Origin of the sequence: Halococcus morrhuae DSM 1307, from assembly GCF_000336695.1 — an archaeon.
In the GTDB taxonomy this organism is placed as follows: domain Archaea; phylum Halobacteriota; class Halobacteria; order Halobacteriales; family Halococcaceae; genus Halococcus; species Halococcus morrhuae.
Genome location: NZ_AOMC01000096.1, coordinates 1 through 17322 on the forward strand (window position 1 = coordinate 1; position 17322 = coordinate 17322).

The following is a 17322-nucleotide window of genomic DNA, read 5'->3' on the forward strand; positions in this document are numbered from 1 at the left end:
CTGAGATGTCGGACGATCTCCTTGCGACGATCTCCGCTCATGAGATCGCTATCTCACGCGATCTTCATAACTTTCGCTAGGGACTAAGCGTCTTTCGAGATGACGAGAGAGCTTCGCTCTCTCGAACCACGAGCGAAGTGAGCGAAACGACCGTGGTTCAAATCCCTCCGTCCCCATTTGCTGTCGCGAACAATCCGTGAGCGACAGCAAGAGGATCGGCGAGTTGCGGATCCGTAATCGCAGAACGAGTGCCGTTTCGTCGTCAGGAATCGTCGAGATGTTCGGTGTTGCTCTCCTCTGGGGTGTAGCTGAGAGCGAGCGCACGCCGGAGCCGCCGGAGGGGATGTCTGATCGTCATCATGTTGTCTGACGCATGTCATTGTTTCACAGTATCCGTAATAAACTTTGTGTCGATCCGACGTATCCGATCGATCGTTTGGCAATCCTCATTGGCGTGGCACGCGTGGGTTCCGTATGGCCGATCGCGGCGGACAGCGCCTGCCCGGCGTCGACGACGGTGCTCCCCGCATCGTGTTCCACGTGGACATGGATTGCTTCTACGCCGCCTGCGAGCGCCGCCGCAAGCCCGACCTCCAGGACGAACCGGTCGTCGTCGGAATGGGCTACGAGGCCGGCGAGACTCACGGTGCGGTCGCCACCGCGAGCTACGAGGCACGCGCTCACGGGATCGAGAGCGCGCAGGCCATCTCGACGGCGCTCGACCGACTCCCGCGCGTCGAGGACACGAGCGCGGACGAACCCGCCGGTCACTACCTCCCCGTCGATCTCGACTACTACGAGACGGTTGGCGAGGAGGTGAGGGACGTGCTCCACGACTGCGCCGACGTCGTCCGCGAGGTGAGCATCGACGAAGCGGCGCTCGACGTCACCGAGCGAACCGCGTGGCAGCGCGTCGACGGCCGGACGCTCGCCGAGGGGTACGCCCGCCACATCAAGGAGCGCATCGCCGCCGAGGTGGGCGTCGTCGCAAGTATCGGCGTCGCACCGAACATGAGCGCCGCGAAGGTCGCCGCCGACAGCGAGAAACCCGACGGACTCACCACCGTGGAACCCGGCGACGTGGCCGAGTTCTTCGCACCACTTGACGTCGAGGACGTTCACGGCGTCGGTCCCGTCACCGCTCGCGAACTTCGCGAGATGGATATCGAGACGGCTGGCGATCTCGCGGCGGCCGATCCGAGCAAGCTCGACGAACAGTTCGGCGATCGCGGCCGCGAGATCCGCTCGTTCGCCCGCGGCGACGACAGCCGCCAGGTGACGCCCGTCGGTCGCCCGAAGAGCCTTTCGAGCGAGTCAGCGTTCACCGACGCCACCGACGACATGGCCGCACTGCGCGAACGCGTCGCGGCACTCGCGACCGCCGTCGCCGAGCGCGCCGACCGCGAGGACGCGCTCTATCGCACCATCGGGATCAAGGTCGTCACGCCGCCGTTCGACGTCAACACCCGCGCGCGTTCGCTGCCCGGACCGGTGGCCGACGCCGATCTCGTCTCCGAGGTCGCGCTCGATCTCCTGGATGAGTTCGACGACGCCACGGTGAGAAAGGTCGGCGTCAGAGTGTCGAACCTCGCCTTCGCGACCGGCGAGCAGGCCAGTCTCGATGGCTTCGAATCGTCGACCCGCGGGCGGGCCGACGGCGGCACCGAACGATCCGAGGGACCAGATACGGACGAGGCAGCCGATCGGTCGGCGTCGCCCACCGAACCGACCGATGGCCAGGCGCACTTCGACGATTTCGAGGAAGAATAAACAAGCTACAAGCCGGCCACCATCCAAGCACGAGTCATGGAGTTTCGCGCACGTAACCACGTGCCAGCGCTGACAGGAGTGCTCTCGCTGATCTCGCTCGGACTCGTCTTCGGGGCCGTTCTCGGACTGTTCGACGGAACCCTCCCCCGGGCACCGACGGCGGTGCTCGACGCCATCCCCACGGTGAACGCCCTCGTCAGCGCGCTCGCCGTCGGCACGATCGCGACCGGCTGGCGGGCGATCAGACGCGGCGCGGTCGCCCGGCACCGCAAGCTGATGGGGGTCTCGCTCGTGCTGTTCGTCACCTTCCTCGTGCTCTATCTCTACCGCGTCTCGCTGCTCGGGCCGGCACCGTTCCCCGGCCCCGAGACGATCTATCGGTTCGTCTATCTGCCGGTGCTCGCGATCCACATCTCGCTCGCCATCGTCTGTATCCCGCTGCTCAACTACGTCCTCCTGCTCGCGCTCACCCGACCGATCGCGGCGCTCTCGGAGACGAACCATCCGCGTGTCGGTCGCGTCGCGGCCTCGCTGTGGATGATCTCGTTCGCACTCGGGATCGTCGTCTATCTGCTATCGTACGTCATCTACTGACGGCTTTTGCTCCCGCCGCCGATCGAAATCCGCACGCATTTGTTCGCAGCGGCCGGACGCCCGCCGTGCAAAACGTCACCGATCGCACGAGCAACCCCTTCGGCATGCGTCCGCCCTGCGACCGGTTCGTGCCCGGCTACGGCGACGCGAACGCAGCGTTCCATCTCGTCGGCGACCATCCCGGCGTCCACGGCGGGCTCGACACGGAGGTTCCGTTCACGAACGCCGCCGGCCGCCGCCTGCTTTCGGTCTTCGCCGACGTAGGGTTGCTCGACGACCCTGACGCCGACGCCCCCACCCCCGACGATCTGTATCTCTCCTATCTCCACCTCTGTGCTGGCGAACCGACGCCGGAGTCGTACGCCGACTGCGAACGTTTCTTCGACGCCGAACTCCGCGCCATCGGCGCGCACGTCCTGCTCCCCGTCGGCGAGCGCGCGACCGAGCAGATCCTGCAGACCTACACCGCCCGGACCCCGCCGCACCCGCTGGCGATGGCCGACCTCCACGCCACCGAGCTCCGCGGCAGCGGCTGGCTCGTCGTCCCGATCGCCGATCCACGGGACTGGACCGACAGCCATGGCGAGCAGCTACGCGAGTCGCTCGAAACGCTGCTGGCCACCGACTACCGCCGCGAGGCCGAACTCGGCCGGTTCATGCCCGGCGACGAGCCGTATATCGTCCGCTGATCGGGTTCATTCGGTCGGATCGGCCGTCCTGTCGCGCAGCTCCGTCCGCCGGATCTTTCCAGTCACTGTCTTCGGCAGTTCGTCGACGAACTCCACCTCGCGGGGGTACTCGTGGGCCGAGAGCTCCTCGCGGACGTGGGTTTGCAGTTCCTCGGCGAGGTCCTCCGAGTCGCTTCCCTCGTCGGTGAGCACGACGTAGGCCTTAACGATGTTGCCCCGCTCTTTGTCGGGTTTCGGGACGACGGCGGCCTCGGCGACCGCCGGATGCTCGCCCAGGGAACTCTCGACCTCGAAGGGGCCGATCCGGTAGCCCGACGAGAGGATCACGTCGTCGGCGCGCCCCTCGAACCAGAAGTAGCCATCCTCGTCGAGATGGGCGAGATCACCCGAGAGATACCACTCGCCGTCGGGCCCGTCGACGAAACAGTCGGCAGTCTTTTCTGGGCTCTCCCAGAACTCGGCGAAGAACGAGGGGAAGTCGCCGCGGTGGGCGATCTCGCCCGTTTCGCCCGGGTCGAGAACCTCGCCGGTCGCGGGATCGACGATCGCCGATTCAATGCCGGGCAGGGGTTTGCCCATGCTGCCCGGTCGGAGCTCCATCGTCGGGTAGTTGTTGATCACCATGTTCCCGGTCTCGGTCTGGCCGTAGGTGTCGAGGATCGTCACGCCGAGCGCCTCCTCTCCCCACTCGACGACGCCGCCCGAGAGCGGTTCGCCGATCGAGAGCGCGTGGCGCAGATCGAGATCCACATCCGAAAGAACGGTCTCGTTCGTCCGGAGCATCCGGTAGGCCGTCGGCACCGAAAAGAGCACCGTGACGGGGAACTCGTCCAGAACGCCGGCCCATTCGTCGGGATCGAACTCGCCCTCGTAGGCGAGCTGGCTCGTCCCCCAGAACCACGCACCGAGCGCGTTGATCGGCCCCGTGAGCCAGCCGAGATCGGCGGTCGACCAGTAGAGATCGTCGTCCTGGAGATCGACCGCGTAGCGCTGGGTGGCCGCGACGCCCGCGACCCAGCGATGTTTGTGGAGGACGCCCTTCGCCAGCCCGGTCGTGCCGCTCGTGTAGTAGAGCAGGGCGTTGTCCTCGCCGCCTGTTTCGACCGCCTCGTACTCGGCGCTCGCATCGGCCATCGCCTCGGAGAAATTCACGTCATCGTCGGCCACGCCGTCGCCCCGATCGACCGTGATGACCGTCTCCACGCTCGCAACGTCCTCAAGAGCGCGTTCGACCGTCTCGCGGTTCTCGGAGGTCGTCACGATCGCGCTGGCATCGCAGTCGCCGAGCCGGTAGGCGATGCCCTCGGGGCCGAACCGTTCGTTGACACCGCCGAACACCGCCCCACGTTTCAGTGTGCCAACGAGGGCGACGTAGTGGGCCGGGATCCGCGGCAGATAGGTGAACACCCTGTCGCCCCGCTCGATGCCCTCCGATTCGAGCACGTTCGCGAACCGGCTCGACCGTTCGGCGAGGTCGTCGAACGTCAGCGTCTCGCGCTCGCCGGCGGTGCCGACGTACTGGAGCGCCACTCGCCCGGAGCCGTCGGCATGGCGGTCGCAGACCTCGTGGCCGATGTTGAACGTCTCCGGCGCGTCCCAGTCGGCCTCGGCGTAGATATCGTCCCAAGAAAATTCCTCGCGCGCGGCCCCGTACTCCGGCAAGTTGTGCGTTGCCATACCCTGATTACTGCCACACCCATCATCAATGATGTTCATACAGAACTGACAGCTCTACGCGGGCGCGAAACGACGGACGGCCGGTGTTACGAGAGCGGTTCGACCAGATCCGCGAGCGCTGCACGCGGATCGTCGGCCTTCGCCACACCGCTCGCGAGCAACACGCCTTCGGCACCCAGTTCGCCCGCCGCGTCGAGATCCTCGCCCGACGAGATGCCCGCACCGCAGAGCACGTCGACCGAGTCGTCGACGGCCTCGGCAGCCGCGACCGCGTCCTCGACGATATCGGGATCGGCCTGGCTCACCGAGACGTCGCCGCCGATGAGTTCGGGTGGTTCGACCGCCACCGCGTCCGGCCCGAGCGCCGCCGCCGCACCAACCTGCGCGGGGTTGTTCGCACAGACGATCGTTTCGAGCTCCGCCCGCTCGGCGGCATCGAGCGCCCCGTCGATGTCCGCGAGGCGGAGCCGGCGCTCGGAGTGGTTGATCAGGGTACCGTCCGCGCCTGCCATCGCCGCCGCCTCGGCGAGCGTGCTCCCCGTGTGACTGCCGTGCTCGACGGGCGAGACGTGCTGTGCCCACGTCTCAACTCCTGTGTCGGCGACTGCCGCGAGCCGTGCGGCCTGGGGCGCGACGGCGATCCGGACGCCCGATTCCTCGCTGACCTCGCGCGCCGTGGTGGCGATCCCGACCGCGTCGGCCGCGTAGGCCTTCAGATTGACCAGAACGAACATGGTTGGAGGGACACCGCGACGGACAAATAGGTTGCGAGGTCGGTGTCGCTTTCAGGAGTCCTTTCGCTGCACGACGTCGCCGAGGGTGTACTCGCCCGTCGAGGCACCACCCTCCCACTCGGTGTCGTCGACACCGCCCTCCGTGAGCGTGATGTCGAGCTTGCGTTCGAGCTTGCCCTGCACGCTGTCGCTCGGCAGGCTCGCGGCGCGTTCGAGCTTGCGGATGAGGCTTGCCTTCTCGTTGAGCTCCTTGGCCAACTCGTCCTGGCTCAGTCCCGCCGCCTCGCGCGCGTTCCGGATGCGCTCGTCGTAGTCCTGGACGACTTCCTCCATGTCGTCGAACATGTCGTGGCGACGCGTGTTGCTCGAACCGCTCGCCCCGTCGGCGCTCGACGAGCCGTCCGACCCGCCCGACGAGGAATCGGTCGAGTATTTCGTCGAGGCACTTCCGGTCGACTGCTGCTCGACCTCGGTGCCGAAGTCCGCACAGTCGTCGCAGACGTCGAGTTCAGCACCTTCGATCTCGACCGTCGTCGGAGAAGACGTCTCCGCACCGCACATCTCACACTGAACCATATCGGTGGAAGGCTACCCGCGCGTATAAAACGTCCGCCGTGCTCATCGCCCCGGCGAGAGCGCGTTCCAGGCGTGTGAGAGGCGCTGCAGCGCGGTCAGATGGCCGACGACGGCCAGCACGACCAGCAGCCAGCCGACCAGTCCCACGTCGAAGAGCGAGGGGGCGACGAACGCCGCGATCGCCGTCACGATCCCGATGAGCGCGAGGCGGTCCGCGCGGCCGAGCAACCCTCCGTACACCCGGTCGAGACCGACCGCCTGCGCCTGCGTGCCGAGATAGGAGGTCATGAGCACGCCCGTCACGGCGACGATCCCCAACAGCGTCCGCTCGATGCCGACCGCGAGCCCGACGACCAGCACGATGTCGGCGTACCGATCGAGCACGTGATCGAGCAGATCGCCGGCCGGTGAGGCGGTGTCGAGACGGCGGGCGAGCGCGCCGTCGAGCAGATCGAGCGCGCCGTTCAGCCCCACGAGCACCGCGCCGACGAGATACCACAGCGACTCGCCGCCCGCGAGGGCGTACGCCACAGCCGCCGCGCCAGCGAGGACGAACGCGAGCGCGCTCACCCCGTTCGGCGTCAGCCCCGCGCGGGCAGCCAAACCGACGAACGGTTCCAGCAATCGGTCGGCGAGCGAGCGGTACTGATCGAGCGTCATCGATGCTCACTCATAGCGACACCGCGTCGAGAAACGACACCGTTCCGGCGCTCGGCTCGCGCTCGCCGGCGACGACGCGCTCGATCTCGTTCGCGACGTCATCGGGATCGCGCTCGGTCGCGTCGATCTCGTAGACGTTCTCGATCCCGTGCTCCTCGACGGCCTCCGAGAGGATCACGTCGAGCGCCTCGCTCTCCCGGTTCTCCGCGATCGTTTCGTCGGATTCGTCACGGGCGGCGAGGCGCTCACCGAGCTCGTCGGGATGACAGCGCAGCACGACCACCCGGTCGGCCGGCAGCCGGTGAGCGAGATGTGACTCGACGAGTTCGATCTCACGGCTCTCTCGCTCGTCGAGAGCCGCCGCGACCGCGTCCATGTCGGCGACGAGGCTCCCGCGGCGCTCGTCGGTTCCCGAATCCAGTCCTTCCGCGCGGATGCGGTCGTTGAGATGTACTACCTCGCGATCGAGGCGCTCGGTCGCGGTCGTCTTGCCCGTGCCTGGCGTCCCGGTGACGACGACCCGCATGCTCACGCGAGCACCTCGTTGATCGTTGCCACCGCGCGCCGGGTCTCGGTCTCGGTGCCACAGGAGATCCGGATGCAGTTGGAGAGTCCGAAGCTCGAACAGTCCCGGACGATGACGCCGCGACGCTTGGCTGCCTCTGCGACCGCGGTGGCGTCGCCCACCTCGACGAGAACGAAGTTACCCGCGCTCGGGTAAGTCTCGACGTCGAGTTCGTCGCTCATGAACTCGCGTGCCCAGCGGACGCTCTCGACGGTCTCCTCGACGTGCTCGTGGTCGTCGAGCGCGGCGAGGCCGGCCCGGCAGGCGAGCGCGCTGGCCGCGAACGGGGTGTTCACGCGTGCGTACGCCTCAGCCCATTCGTCGGGCACCAGAGCGTAGCCGAGGCGCACGCCCGCCAGCCCGTACACCTTCGAGAACGTCCGGAGCACGGCGACGTCGTCGCGAGCGTCCCACCCGTCCTGACCCTCGACGAGCGCGAGCGCACTCGGGACGTCGGCGAACTCGCCGTAGGCCTCGTCGACGACGGTGAGGGTTTCGTCGTCGGTCTCCTCGGCGATCTCCTCGATCGTGTCGAGACTTGCAGTCGTCCCAGTCGGGTTGTGCGGGCTCGTCAGATAGACGATGCGCTCGCCGTCGTACGATTCGAGCACGGTTTCGGGCGTCTGTGCGAACCCGTTCGATTGTGCCAGTTCGTACGTGTTCACGCGACCGTGGTGATAGCGCGCGCTCATGCCGTAGTAGGCGAACCCGGGCCGGGAGACGAGGACCGAGTCCCCCGGATCGAGCAGTGCACGTGAGAGATAATCGAGTGCACCGTCGCCGCCGTTGGCGAGCCAGACCTGTTCCGATTCGACCGCCCAGCGCTCGGCGATGCGCTCGGTCAGGTCCGTGTGAGCGCTCTTCGGATAGCTGTGGACCGTCGCGGCACCGTCGCGGATGGCGGCGGCCGCCGCCGGACTCGGCCCGTGTGGGTTCTCGTTCGAGGAGAGCGTCACCAGTTCGGCGGGATCGAGTCCCAGCTCGCGGGCGACCTCCTCACTCCCCCGGCCCGCCGCATAGACGGCGTGGTCGGAGAGGTCCCGTGGCTGCATGGTTGGACGAACGGATGACGGGATTTAAGCGTACTCACCCGGTCGCGGCCTCGCTACGGTCGGACGTGTTCGATCATCATTAGCTCGACCGTTCGCGCCGTCGCCGACTCGCTTCGTAACTGTTCGATTGCTGGCATCCGAAAGCACATAATCCACCCGGGCGAGGAGTCCGTATCGAATGGATCGCACGGATACAATCGCCTTCACGGTGCGCTTTCTCGGTGCGGTGCTGCTGGCCATCGGCATCGGTGCGGCCGTCGTCGGCGGCTACGCACTGTTCCAGGAGGACCTGGGGCTGTGTGGCAACCCGCTCCTCGAAGTCAGTTCGCCGAGCGCGCCGGCCAGCGGCCCCACGCTCGCCGCGAACGACCTCTCGGAGCCCGAGCGCGCCGCGCTCGACGAGGCGGTCAACGGTCCCACGAGCGACGGCGAGATCGACGGCCCGATCCGGACGGACGCGCTGCGCGAGGGCGCGGTCGTCAGCTATCAGGGTGATCGCTACTACGCAGCCATCGGCTCGCTGAACGAGTGCGTGTCGATCGATCCGCTCGTCTTCCCGCTCGGGATGGCGCTGGTCGCACTCGGTGCCGCCGCCTACGTCAGCCCGACGCTCCGGCGCTGGTTCGAGTCGGTCATGGGATCGTGACCGAATGTGAGAGCGTGCCGATCCCCTCGATCTCGACGGCGACCCGATCGCCGTCCGCGAGTGGGCCGACGCCCGCTGGCGTCCCCGTCGAGATCACGTCGCCCGGTTCGAGCGTCATGTAGGTCGTGATCTCTTCGATGAGCTCGGGGATCGAGAAGATGAACTCCTCGCGCGAGGAATGCTGTCTGCGCTCGCCGTTGACCCGGAGTTCGATCGTCGCGTCGTCGGGTACCTCGTCGGGGCTCGCGAGCAGCGGCCCCATCGGCGCGGCGTTGTCGAAGGCCTTCCCGCGCACCCAGTTCTGCTCGGCACGCTGGTCGTCACGGTTCGAGATGTCGTCGACGCAGGTGAACCCTCGAACCACGTCCATCGCGTCGGCTTCGGCGACGTTACGACACTGCGTATCGATGACGACGCCGAGCTCCGCCTCGTAGTCGATGCGTTCCTTGTCGGGCAGCAGTTCCACAGTCTGGTTGTGGCTCGCGACGGTGTTCGGGCCCTTGAGGAAGAGCAGCGGCCGATCGGGGATCTCCTTGTCCTGCTCTTCGGCGTGACCCCGGTAGTTCAGCCCGACGCAGACGATCTTCGAGGGGTCGGTCGGGGCGAGCACGTCCACCTCCGCGGGCGTGTAGCTGTCGTCCGAGACGGAGAGACGACCCCCTGGGCCGGCGCTGGCGGTGATGCGGTTCTCGGCCGCGTCCCAGCTACCGGTGCGGACGTCGCCGTTCGGATCGCGGAACCTGACGCGGTGCATGTCGGCCCCTCGACGCCCGCCCTGATAAACTCATACACAGCGGGCAGCACGCCGCGCGCTGCGTGCTCGCCTACAGTATTAAGTATGTGACGCGACTACTGGTGGGCGCAATGGAACTCACCTGGCACGGCCACTCGACCTGGTACGTCACCGTCGGCGACACGAGCCTGCTCATCGATCCCTTCTTCGACAACCCCCACACCGCGATGGAGCCGTCGGAGATCGACCAGCCCGATTACGTCCTGCTCACGCACGGCCACGCGGACCACATCGCCCACGCTGGCGAGTTCACCGACGCGACCGTGGTCGCCCCCGTCGAGGTCGCCGCCTACGTCGAGGCGGAGATGGGTGCCGACGACACGATCGGCATGAACATCGGCGGCACAGTCGAGTGTGGCGACGCCCACGTGACGATGCACCGCGCCGACCACACGAGCGGCATCGACATGGGCTACGAGTACGAACTGGGCAACCCGGCGGGCTATCTCGTCAGCGACGAACAGCCGGGGCCCGACGGCACGGGCACGTCCTTTTACCACGCCGGCGACACCGGGCTCATGAGCGAGATGAAGGACGTCATCGCGCCCTATCTCCAGCCCGACGCCGTGGCGCTCCCGATCGGCGACCACTTCACGATGGGCATCTGGCAGGCCGCCATCGCCGCCGACTGGCTAGAGGCCCCGCACGTCTTCCCGATGCACTACGACACCATGCCGCCGCTCGAAGCCGACCCCGAGGAGTTCGTCGACGCGGTCGGCGAGCACGCCCCCGACAGCGAGGCCCACGTCCTCGATGACGACGGCTCGTTCACGCTCGACTGATCGCCGTTCGTGAACGGCCCGCACGACCGGGATACTTACGGGTCCGGCGCTCGCATGGCCGATGCAATGGCAGACATCAACGTCACGAGCACGTCCGAGGACGGATTCGCCACGACCAGCCGCGTCGGCGGTTTCGAACTCACCGTCGACGCCACCGAGGAGGAAGGCCCCGAACCGAACGGGACGCTCGTCGCCGACTACGCCTCCTGCTACATCCCCGCGTTCCGTGTCGGGGCCCAACAGCGCGACTACGACGACCTCGGTCGGATCGAAATCGACGCCGAGGGCGATCTCGACGGCGATGAGGACCTCGAAGCCATCCGCTTCGACATCCGCGTCGAGGCCGACATCGCTGGCGACGAGGACGAACTCGTCGAGCGCGGCGAGGACATCTGTCACGTCCACTCGGCGCTGCGCGAGGAGCTCCACGCCGACATCTCCGTCGAAGGCAGCGCGTTCTAGAAACCCAGGTTTTTAGACGGGGGCATCGCGCGCTCGTTTCACTCGCGCGCTCAACCCCCGACCAAAAACCTGGACTAAAAACACCCGCTCGCGCCTGCGGCGCTCGCGGTGAACCGCGCTCACTACGTTCGCACGGACGCTGACGCTACCACCGACCGCACAACACCGCAGAAGCCCTCGGCGCGCTCACTTCGTTCGCTACTCGCTCCCTCCGGTCACTCGTGCGCCTCGCCCTTCATCCGCCAGGCACCGCACCACCGCACCGCGGCGGCCGCGCCGCCACGCACATCCAGTCAATGCTCATCAATCAGCCACCCAAAATAGTCGATTCAGTTACAAAACATCGTTTCAGGGAATCGTTTTGTGGGCGTGTCACCAACTCGCAGATATGGCGGTCGAAGACACCGAGTACGTCCAGGTCGCATCGCTGTCGGAGCTCGAAGACGAGGGTCGGCAGGTCGTCAGCAGCGACGGCCGACCGATCGCGCTCTTCCACCACGAGGGCGAAGTCTACGCCGTCGACAACCGCTGCCCACACATGGGCTTCCCGCTCACGCGCGGGACGGTCGAGGACGGCATCCTGACCTGCCACTGGCACCACGCGCGTTTCGAACTGGAAGAGGGCGACACCTTCGACCTCTTCGCCGACGACGTCCAGACCTTCCCGACCGCAATCGACGACGGAGAGGTGTATCTCGATCCCGACCCCGAACCCGACGTCCCGCCGGCGACACGATTTCGCAACCGACTCGCCGACGGACTGGAAGAGGACATCTCGCTCGTGATGGCGAAGTCAGTCATCGGTCTCGACGAAGAGGGCAAGGGATTTTACACGCCGCTCGAAACCGCCGTCAACTTCGGGACGCGCTATCGTGCGATGGGTTGGGGACGCGGCCTCACAACCCTCGGCTGCATGGCGAACCTCTACGATCACGTCGGCGGCCGGGACAAGCGCCGCGCGATGTTCACGGGCGTCCGCGAGGTCGCCGACGATTCGGCCGGCGAACCCCCACGCTTCCAGCAGTACGCCTTCGATAATCAGAATCTCTCGAAGGAACGACTCAAATCCTGGTTCCGTGACACCTGCGAGGTCCGCGATGCCGACGGCGCGGAGCGCTGCCTACTCACCGCGATCGACTCGCTCCCGCCCAAAGACGTCGCGGAGATCGTCTTTTCGGCCGCGACCGACCATCGCTACATGAACGCCGGACACACGCTCGACTTCATCAACACGGCCTTCGAGACGGCCCAACACCTCGGCTGGGAGGAGCACGCAGACGCCGCGCTCGCTTCGACGGTCGCCCAGATCACCGATGCCACACGCTCGGAAGAACTCTCCTCGTGGCGTCAACCCGTCGATATCGCGGGGCTCTGCGCCGATGCAAACGATCTCCTGCCCGATCTCGTGGCCGCCGGCGAGGGCAAGGAGTGGGAACGTTCTGAAGGGTTCGTCGAGACGCTGCTCGACGACGACGCCGAAGCGATCATCGACGCGCTGACCGACGCCATCAGGGCGGGGGCGACGACGACCCAGCTCGCGGATGCAGTCGCGCGCGCAGCCACGCGCCGCGTGCTCTGGTTCGCCACGAACAACGAGTTCACCGACTGGAACACCGTTCATCACACGTTCACCTACGCCAACGCGGTCCATCGCGCGACCGAAAAGACCGACGCGACCGAGCTCTATCGGGCCTGTTTCGACGGTGCAATGTCGGTCTATCTCGATCGATTCCTCAACTCGCCGCGCGCACCGGTGCCCGACCCCGCCGAGACCGACCGCACGCCCGCTGACGTCCGCGCTGACCTTCTCGATGCGTTCGACGAGCAGGGCAACACGAATCACGCGGCGACGCTCGTGAGCGAGCACTTCGATGCCGACGGTGATCCCGACGACCTCAAGCGCACGCTCGGCCGCGGGCTGCTCCGCGAGGACGCCGACTTCCACACCTTGCAGAGTCTGACGGCGGCCATCGAGCGCTTCGAGGTCGTCGGCGAGGAGAGCGAGCAACGGACGGCGCTGATGGCGACGGCGCGCTACATGGCGGCCCACTTCCCGACGCGGCGCGCCGCCGAGCAGACGTTCTCGATCGCGACGCGCCTGCACCGCGGCGAGCGCCTTCACGAGGTCAAGTAGCTCTCGCCCCGGCGAACTCACCGCCGAACGCCACCGTTTAGCGCGCGCCGCCCGCAGCAGGGGTATGACCGAACAGACCGATCACGACTGGCCGGTTCTCGAATCGGAAGTCGAGTACGAGACCGGCTGGTACACCGGCGGCTACGACCGCGTCGAACAGCCCGACGGCTCGGAGAAGAAATACTACTGGGCGGAGCTGCCGGCGGCGGTCGTGGTGGTCGCCCGCGACGGCGACGACGTCGTCTTCGTCGATCAGTACCGGCCGGCGATCGGCAAGCAGTGTCTCGAACTCCCCGCGGGCATCGTCGAGGACGGCGAATCGGCCACCACAGCGGGCGCGCGCGAACTCCGCGAGGAGACCGGCCTCGAAGCGGCGGGCGTCTCACTGCTCGAAGAGTTCTGGGTCGCGACGGGCGTGCTCAGCCACCGCCGCGCGATCGTCTTCGCCGAGGGGCTCACCCCAACCGACCGTGATCTCGACGACAACGAATTCCTCACCGTGACGTCGCTACCGATCGACGAGGCGCTCGCCACCGCACGCGAGGAGCCGGCCAACGACGCCACGATCGAGGGGCTCCTGCTCGCACGTGAGGAAGGACTGCTCTGACGAACGGCGGTTTTATTCGCCCGAAACCGGTAGGGCTCCCGTGAGCGACGAAATCACGCCCGAGGAACTCGCCGGCCTGCTCGACGAGGAGGAGCCGGTACGCGTCGTCGATATCCGGTCGCCGGCCGCCTTCGAGCGCGGCCACATCCCCGACAGCGAGAACGTCCCGTTCGGCGAACTGCCCCAGCACGTCGAGCAGTTCGCCGACGCCGAGCACATCGTGACGGTCTGCCCGCACGGCAAGGCCAGCCTCCAGGCCCTCCAGCTCCTGCGCTCGGCCGAACCCGTCGACGACGCCCGCGTCGAGAGCCTCGACGGCGGACTCGAAGCGTGGGATGGCCCACTCGATGCCACCGAGCACGGCGCTGCCGCCGATCGTACGAGCGACGACAACGCCGCCGACGGTGCGGTCCCATCCGGCAACGGGACCGACGCACCGTTCTGATCAGTCCAGGAATTCCCTGAGTCCGTCGTCATCGCGCGCGTTGAGCACGTCGCCCGTCTCGGCCCAGCCGCGCCGGGCGGTGTGGACCCCGTACTGTAGCAGGTCGTAGTTCGCCGGCTGGTGGGCGTCGGTGTCGATGACGATCGTCGCGCCGGCCTCGATCGCCGTCCGGACTGCACCGCCCGAGAGATCGAGCCGTCGCGGGTTTGCGTTCACTTCGAGCGCGACGCCGTGTTCGGCGGCCGCCTCGGCGATCCGCTCGAAATCGAGTTCGAGCCCGGTGCGGCGGTTGAGATACCGCCCCGTCGGATGGCCGATGATGTCGACGTGGGGCTGCTCGATGGCGCTGACGATCCGTTCGGTGCCATCGCCGTCGAGCCCGCTGTGTGGCGAGGCGACCACGACGTCGAGTTCTTCCAGGACGCTCTCGCCGACCGAGAGCCCGCCGTCGGCCTCGATGTTCGCCTCGACGCCCGCGAGCACTTCGATATCGGCGTTTTCGGCGGCCGACTCGATCGCTTCGCGCTGTGATTCGAGAGCCGCGTCGTCGAGACCCATGTCGGCGACGATCCCCGGTCCGCTCGCGTGATCGGTGATGGCGAGGTACTCGTGGCCGAACTCCGCCGCGGTCGTGACCATCTCCCCGATCGTGTCGTCGCCGTCGGACCACTCCGAGTGCACGTGGAGGTCGCCGCGAACGTCCTCTTCCGCGAGCAGATCGGGCAGGTCGCCGTCGGCCGCGGCGGCGAGTTCGCCGCCGTCCTCGCGGAGCTCGGGCGGGATCCAGGGCAGTCCCACGGCGTCGTACATCCCCTCTTCCGTGTCACCCGCGACGCGCTCGCCGACCCGCTGGTCCGCCTCGATGTCGTCGACCCTGGAGACGTCGAAGACGCCGTATTCATTGACCTTCAGCCCCTGTTCGATGGCTCGATTGCGGAAACCGATGTTGTGATCGCGGCTCCCGGAGAAATACTGGAGCGCGCTGCCGAACTCCTCGGGGACGACGACTCGGAGATCGATTCGCATCCCCTCGGATCGGATGCTCGCCTTGCTCGATCCGGCCTCAATGATCTCGTCGCGATCGTCCCAGTCGGTAAATCGCTCGACGACGGTCTCGGGTTCGTCGCTCGCCACGAGCAGATCGACGTCGCCGATGGTTTCGCGCCAGCGCCGCAGCGATCCCGCGAGCTCGGCGTCGGCGACCGCCTCCGACTCGCCGATGTAGTGCCTCAGTTCCTCGCCGAGCGGGCGCGCGTCGCCGAGCAGCGAGCGCTCGCCGGCCTGTCGGGCGAAGTCGATCCCCGACAGGATGTTCTCCTCGGTCTTCGTGCCGAACCCGTCGATCCCCTGGATGCGCCCCTCGCGCGCGGCCGCTTCGAGATCGTCCAGATCCTCGACGCCGAGCTCCTCGTAGAGCGTGCCGACGGTCTTCGGACCGACGCCCTCGACGCGCGTGAGCGCCGCCATCTCCACGGGTAACTCGTCGCGTAGCTCCTCCAGCTCCTCGATCTCGCTTGTCTCGACGTACTCGACGATCTTCGCGGCGAGCGCGTCGCCGACGCCCTCGATCCCCTGGACGGCCTCTTTCCCGTCGTCGACCAGCGATCCGACCGATTCGGGATGGGCACGGACGTTCTCGGCCGCACGGCGATAGGACTGGGGTTTGTATTCGACTCCAGTCGCTTCGAGACGGTCGGCGAACTCCTCGAACCGGTCGGCGACGGCGTCGTTGTCGTTCATCGGCGCGCCCTCGAACTGTCCTGACCGAGCGCCTGCTTCAGGAAGTTCATCCAGCGCTTGCGGTCGGCGGTCTCGCTCGTCGTCGCTTCGCGCTCGATGTCGTCCGTCCCGAGATCGGACAGCGCGTGCAGCGCGCGCTCGATGCCGATGATGCTCTCGACGAGCTCCTCGCCGCGCTCGCGGCTGATGTCGTCCTCCTCGATGCGCTGTCGACGTTCGATGCGCTCGCGCCGGAGATTTCGCTTGGCCTGCTCGACGGTCTCGCGCTCGCCGGCCGGCACCGACTCCCGCGAGCGCGTCTCGAAGACGAACTCGGCGAGTGCGAGCCGCTCGCCCTGAACCGTGATCTCGTCGGGGATGTCGGCTCCGACGGTCGCGCCCTCGCGATCGACCCGTGCGAGGAGCTGTTTTCGTTCGTACGGTTTCATGACCTCTCTCGGAGCCGAATCCACTTCGACCCTGCGGACCGTGCAAGCTGCTCCCAGACTAGGAGGGAATCGGTCGAGAGGAAACGAATAGCGCATCGTAATCGGCGGTGCTTCTCCACCGTTGTCTCCGGTTTCAGACGTGTGGCTTGGCCATCAGCGCGTCGCGGGGCTGGTCGGCGAGCCAGTCGAGCAGCTGGACGAGCTGATCGGCAGCGGCCTCGAACAGCTGCTCGCCCTTTTCGGCGGTGGCGTCGGTCTGATCGCCGAGAACGCCGCTGTCGGTGTTGTCGATCGAGTCGTAGAACGTCCGCGCGCCGTGGACCGTCATGCCGCCTTCGTCGAAGTCGACGAGTCCGTCGTCGCGGGCGGTCTCGAACTCCTCCTCGCGGACGAGATCGGGCGCGATATGCTGGATCATGGCCGTCTCCTTCGGCCCGCCGTGGGGGCCGTTCGTCGCGAACAGTTCGTCGACGAGCTCGGGGATCGAGTCGTTCCACATCCACTCGATGGCGTAGGCGTCGCCAGCGTCGCGCAGACGACGACCGACCTCTCGGAGGTGGCTGACGTTGCCGCCGTGGGCGTTGACGAAGACGATCCGGTCGATGCCGTGGTAGGTGAGGTTGCGCGCGAGGCTCTCCATGTAGTCCCTGAAGGCCGGCGGGTCGACCCACATCGTGCCGTTGAACTGGCGATGGTGGGGGCTGACGCCGATTTTCACCGTCGGCGTGCAGAGCACGTCGGCCCGGTCGGTCGCCTCGTGGGCGAGCGATTCGGCGATGAGATGGTCGGTCGCGAGCGGGAGATGCGGGCCGTGCTGTTCGGTCGATCCCACGGGCACGACCGCGAGCGACCGCTCCTCGATGTCGTCGAGTTCGGGCCACGTCCGATCCGCGAAGTACATACCCGAAATCCGCCGGGCCGCGGGATAACGGTGTTCAATCGGGAACGAACGGGAACATCCTTCTATG

The 17322-nt window shown here is 67.1% G+C and carries 19 protein-coding genes; 9 read left to right on the plus strand and 10 right to left on the minus strand.

What is annotated here, in order from left to right:
- Nucleotides 1-474: 474 nt before the first annotated feature.
- The 3 genes from dinB (at nucleotide 475) to C448_RS06950 (ending at nucleotide 3053) form a co-directional block, all read left to right on the plus strand.
- On the plus strand, nucleotides 475-1770 hold the full coding sequence (gene dinB, locus C448_RS06940) for a DNA polymerase IV (protein WP_004053181.1): 1296 nt from the start codon (nucleotides 475-477) through the stop codon (nucleotides 1768-1770).
- Nucleotides 1771-1806: 36 nt separating this feature from the next.
- Complete coding sequence (locus C448_RS06945; RefSeq protein WP_004053183.1) at nucleotides 1807-2364, plus strand: DUF420 domain-containing protein; 558 nt, start codon at nucleotides 1807-1809, stop codon at nucleotides 2362-2364.
- A gap of 65 nt (nucleotides 2365-2429) precedes the next feature.
- Nucleotides 2430-3053, plus strand: a complete 624-nt coding sequence (locus C448_RS06950; protein ID WP_004053185.1) for a uracil-DNA glycosylase family protein — start codon at nucleotides 2430-2432, stop codon at nucleotides 3051-3053.
- 6 nt (nucleotides 3054-3059) lie between these two features.
- Here the strand turns inward: C448_RS06950 and C448_RS06955 are convergent, their stop codons facing one another.
- The 6 genes from C448_RS06955 to hisC form a co-directional block, all read right to left on the minus strand.
- Entirely contained in the window at nucleotides 3060-4730 is a 1671-nt protein-coding gene (locus C448_RS06955) for an acyl-CoA synthetase (RefSeq protein WP_004053187.1), read from the minus strand.
- A gap of 86 nt (nucleotides 4731-4816) precedes the next feature.
- Nucleotides 4817-5464 carry a triose-phosphate isomerase gene (gene tpiA / locus C448_RS06960; protein WP_004053189.1) on the minus strand — a complete coding sequence of 216 codons (648 nt, stop codon included), beginning with the start codon at nucleotides 5462-5464 and terminating at the stop codon, nucleotides 4817-4819.
- Between the two features lie 51 nt (nucleotides 5465-5515).
- Nucleotides 5516-6040 (minus strand): multiprotein bridging factor aMBF1, encoded by a 525-nt coding sequence (locus C448_RS06965; protein ID WP_004053190.1) that lies wholly within the window; start codon nucleotides 6038-6040, stop codon nucleotides 5516-5518.
- A 42-nt stretch (nucleotides 6041-6082) separates the two neighbouring features.
- Nucleotides 6083-6700: a CDP-alcohol phosphatidyltransferase family protein gene (locus C448_RS06970; protein ID WP_004053192.1), complete on the minus strand. Its 618-nt coding sequence runs from the start codon at nucleotides 6698-6700 to the stop codon at nucleotides 6083-6085.
- Between the two features lie 10 nt (nucleotides 6701-6710).
- Entirely contained in the window at nucleotides 6711-7226 is a 516-nt protein-coding gene (locus tag C448_RS06975) for an adenylate kinase family protein (RefSeq protein ID WP_004053194.1), read from the minus strand.
- A 2-nt stretch (nucleotides 7227-7228) separates the two neighbouring features.
- Nucleotides 7229-8317, minus strand: a complete 1089-nt coding sequence (gene hisC, locus C448_RS06980) for a histidinol-phosphate transaminase (protein WP_004053197.1) — start codon at nucleotides 8315-8317, stop codon at nucleotides 7229-7231.
- A 178-nt stretch (nucleotides 8318-8495) separates the two neighbouring features.
- On the opposite strand from hisC, the gene C448_RS06985 reads away from it, so the two are divergent.
- A complete protein-coding gene (locus C448_RS06985; RefSeq protein ID WP_004053199.1) occupies nucleotides 8496-8963 on the plus strand; it encodes a hypothetical protein in 468 nt (155 codons plus the stop codon).
- On the opposite strand, the gene C448_RS06990 is transcribed toward C448_RS06985, so the two are convergent.
- Complete coding sequence (locus tag C448_RS06990) at nucleotides 8950-9717, minus strand: fumarylacetoacetate hydrolase family protein (protein WP_004053200.1); 768 nt, start codon at nucleotides 9715-9717, stop codon at nucleotides 8950-8952. The two genes, C448_RS06985 and C448_RS06990, sit on opposite strands and share 14 nt — an antisense overlap.
- Nucleotides 9718-9827: 110 nt before the next feature.
- Between C448_RS06990 and C448_RS06995 the strand changes: the two genes are divergently transcribed.
- The 5 genes from C448_RS06995 to C448_RS07015 all read left to right on the plus strand — a co-directional run bounded on the left by C448_RS06995 (nucleotide 9828) and on the right by C448_RS07015 (nucleotide 14186).
- Nucleotides 9828-10538, plus strand: coding sequence for a metal-dependent hydrolase (locus tag C448_RS06995; protein ID WP_004053202.1), 711 nt, complete (start codon nucleotides 9828-9830; stop codon nucleotides 10536-10538).
- 66 nt (nucleotides 10539-10604) lie between these two features.
- On the plus strand, nucleotides 10605-11000 hold the full coding sequence (locus tag C448_RS07000; protein WP_004053204.1) for an OsmC family protein: 396 nt from the start codon (nucleotides 10605-10607) through the stop codon (nucleotides 10998-11000).
- Nucleotides 11001-11388: 388 nt separating this feature from the next.
- Nucleotides 11389-13134 carry a Rieske (2Fe-2S) protein gene (locus tag C448_RS07005; protein WP_004053205.1) on the plus strand — a complete coding sequence of 582 codons (1746 nt, stop codon included), beginning with the start codon at nucleotides 11389-11391 and terminating at the stop codon, nucleotides 13132-13134.
- A gap of 64 nt (nucleotides 13135-13198) precedes the next feature.
- On the plus strand, nucleotides 13199-13741 hold the full coding sequence (locus tag C448_RS07010; RefSeq protein WP_004053206.1) for an NUDIX hydrolase: 543 nt from the start codon (nucleotides 13199-13201) through the stop codon (nucleotides 13739-13741).
- Between the two features lie 40 nt (nucleotides 13742-13781).
- A complete protein-coding gene (locus C448_RS07015) occupies nucleotides 13782-14186 on the plus strand; it encodes a rhodanese-like domain-containing protein (RefSeq protein WP_004053208.1) in 405 nt (134 codons plus the stop codon).
- Here C448_RS07015 and polX read toward each other — a convergent pair whose 3' ends face one another.
- The 3 genes from polX to C448_RS07030 form a co-directional block, all read right to left on the minus strand.
- Entirely contained in the window at nucleotides 14187-15926 is a 1740-nt protein-coding gene (polX, locus tag C448_RS07020) for a DNA polymerase/3'-5' exonuclease PolX (RefSeq protein WP_004053210.1), read from the minus strand. It abuts the gene before it with no gap.
- Entirely contained in the window at nucleotides 15923-16354 is a 432-nt protein-coding gene (locus C448_RS07025; RefSeq protein WP_004053212.1) for a DUF5788 family protein, read from the minus strand. The genes polX and C448_RS07025 overlap by 4 nt, the downstream gene beginning before the upstream one ends.
- A gap of 133 nt (nucleotides 16355-16487) precedes the next feature.
- Nucleotides 16488-17255: a creatininase family protein gene (locus C448_RS07030; protein ID WP_004053214.1), complete on the minus strand. Its 768-nt coding sequence runs from the start codon at nucleotides 17253-17255 to the stop codon at nucleotides 16488-16490.
- Between the last annotated feature and the right edge of the window lie 67 nt (nucleotides 17256-17322).

What these genes read in the sequence shown, in the direction of transcription:
- C448_RS07005 (WP_004053205.1), top strand. Translation starts at nt 11,389, where the DNA reads ATGGCGGTCGAAGACACCGAGTACGTCCAGGTCGCATCGCTGTCGGAG.
- C448_RS07025 (WP_004053212.1), bottom strand. Translation starts at nt 16,354, where the DNA reads ATGAAACCGTACGAACGAAAACAGCTCCTCGCACGGGTCGATCGCGAG.
- polX (WP_004053210.1), bottom strand. Translation starts at nt 15,926, where the DNA reads ATGAACGACAACGACGCCGTCGCCGACCGGTTCGAGGAGTTCGCCGAC.
- C448_RS06970 (WP_004053192.1), bottom strand. Translation starts at nt 6,700, where the DNA reads ATGACGCTCGATCAGTACCGCTCGCTCGCCGACCGATTGCTGGAACCG.
- tpiA (WP_004053189.1), bottom strand. Translation starts at nt 5,464, where the DNA reads ATGTTCGTTCTGGTCAATCTGAAGGCCTACGCGGCCGACGCGGTCGGG.
- C448_RS06975 (WP_004053194.1), bottom strand. Translation starts at nt 7,226, where the DNA reads ATGCGGGTCGTCGTCACCGGGACGCCAGGCACGGGCAAGACGACCGCG.
- dinB (WP_004053181.1), top strand. Translation starts at nt 475, where the DNA reads ATGGCCGATCGCGGCGGACAGCGCCTGCCCGGCGTCGACGACGGTGCT.
- C448_RS06955 (WP_004053187.1), bottom strand. Translation starts at nt 4,730, where the DNA reads ATGGCAACGCACAACTTGCCGGAGTACGGGGCCGCGCGCGAGGAATTT.
- C448_RS06995 (WP_004053202.1), top strand. Translation starts at nt 9,828, where the DNA reads ATGGAACTCACCTGGCACGGCCACTCGACCTGGTACGTCACCGTCGGC.
- C448_RS06965 (WP_004053190.1), bottom strand. Translation starts at nt 6,040, where the DNA reads ATGGTTCAGTGTGAGATGTGCGGTGCGGAGACGTCTTCTCCGACGACG.
- C448_RS06945 (WP_004053183.1), top strand. Translation starts at nt 1,807, where the DNA reads ATGGAGTTTCGCGCACGTAACCACGTGCCAGCGCTGACAGGAGTGCTC.
- C448_RS07030 (WP_004053214.1), bottom strand. Translation starts at nt 17,255, where the DNA reads ATGTACTTCGCGGATCGGACGTGGCCCGAACTCGACGACATCGAGGAG.
- C448_RS07010 (WP_004053206.1), top strand. Translation starts at nt 13,199, where the DNA reads ATGACCGAACAGACCGATCACGACTGGCCGGTTCTCGAATCGGAAGTC.
- C448_RS06990 (WP_004053200.1), bottom strand. Translation starts at nt 9,717, where the DNA reads ATGCACCGCGTCAGGTTCCGCGATCCGAACGGCGACGTCCGCACCGGT.
- C448_RS07000 (WP_004053204.1), top strand. Translation starts at nt 10,605, where the DNA reads ATGGCAGACATCAACGTCACGAGCACGTCCGAGGACGGATTCGCCACG.
- C448_RS06985 (WP_004053199.1), top strand. Translation starts at nt 8,496, where the DNA reads ATGGATCGCACGGATACAATCGCCTTCACGGTGCGCTTTCTCGGTGCG.
- hisC (WP_004053197.1), bottom strand. Translation starts at nt 8,317, where the DNA reads ATGCAGCCACGGGACCTCTCCGACCACGCCGTCTATGCGGCGGGCCGG.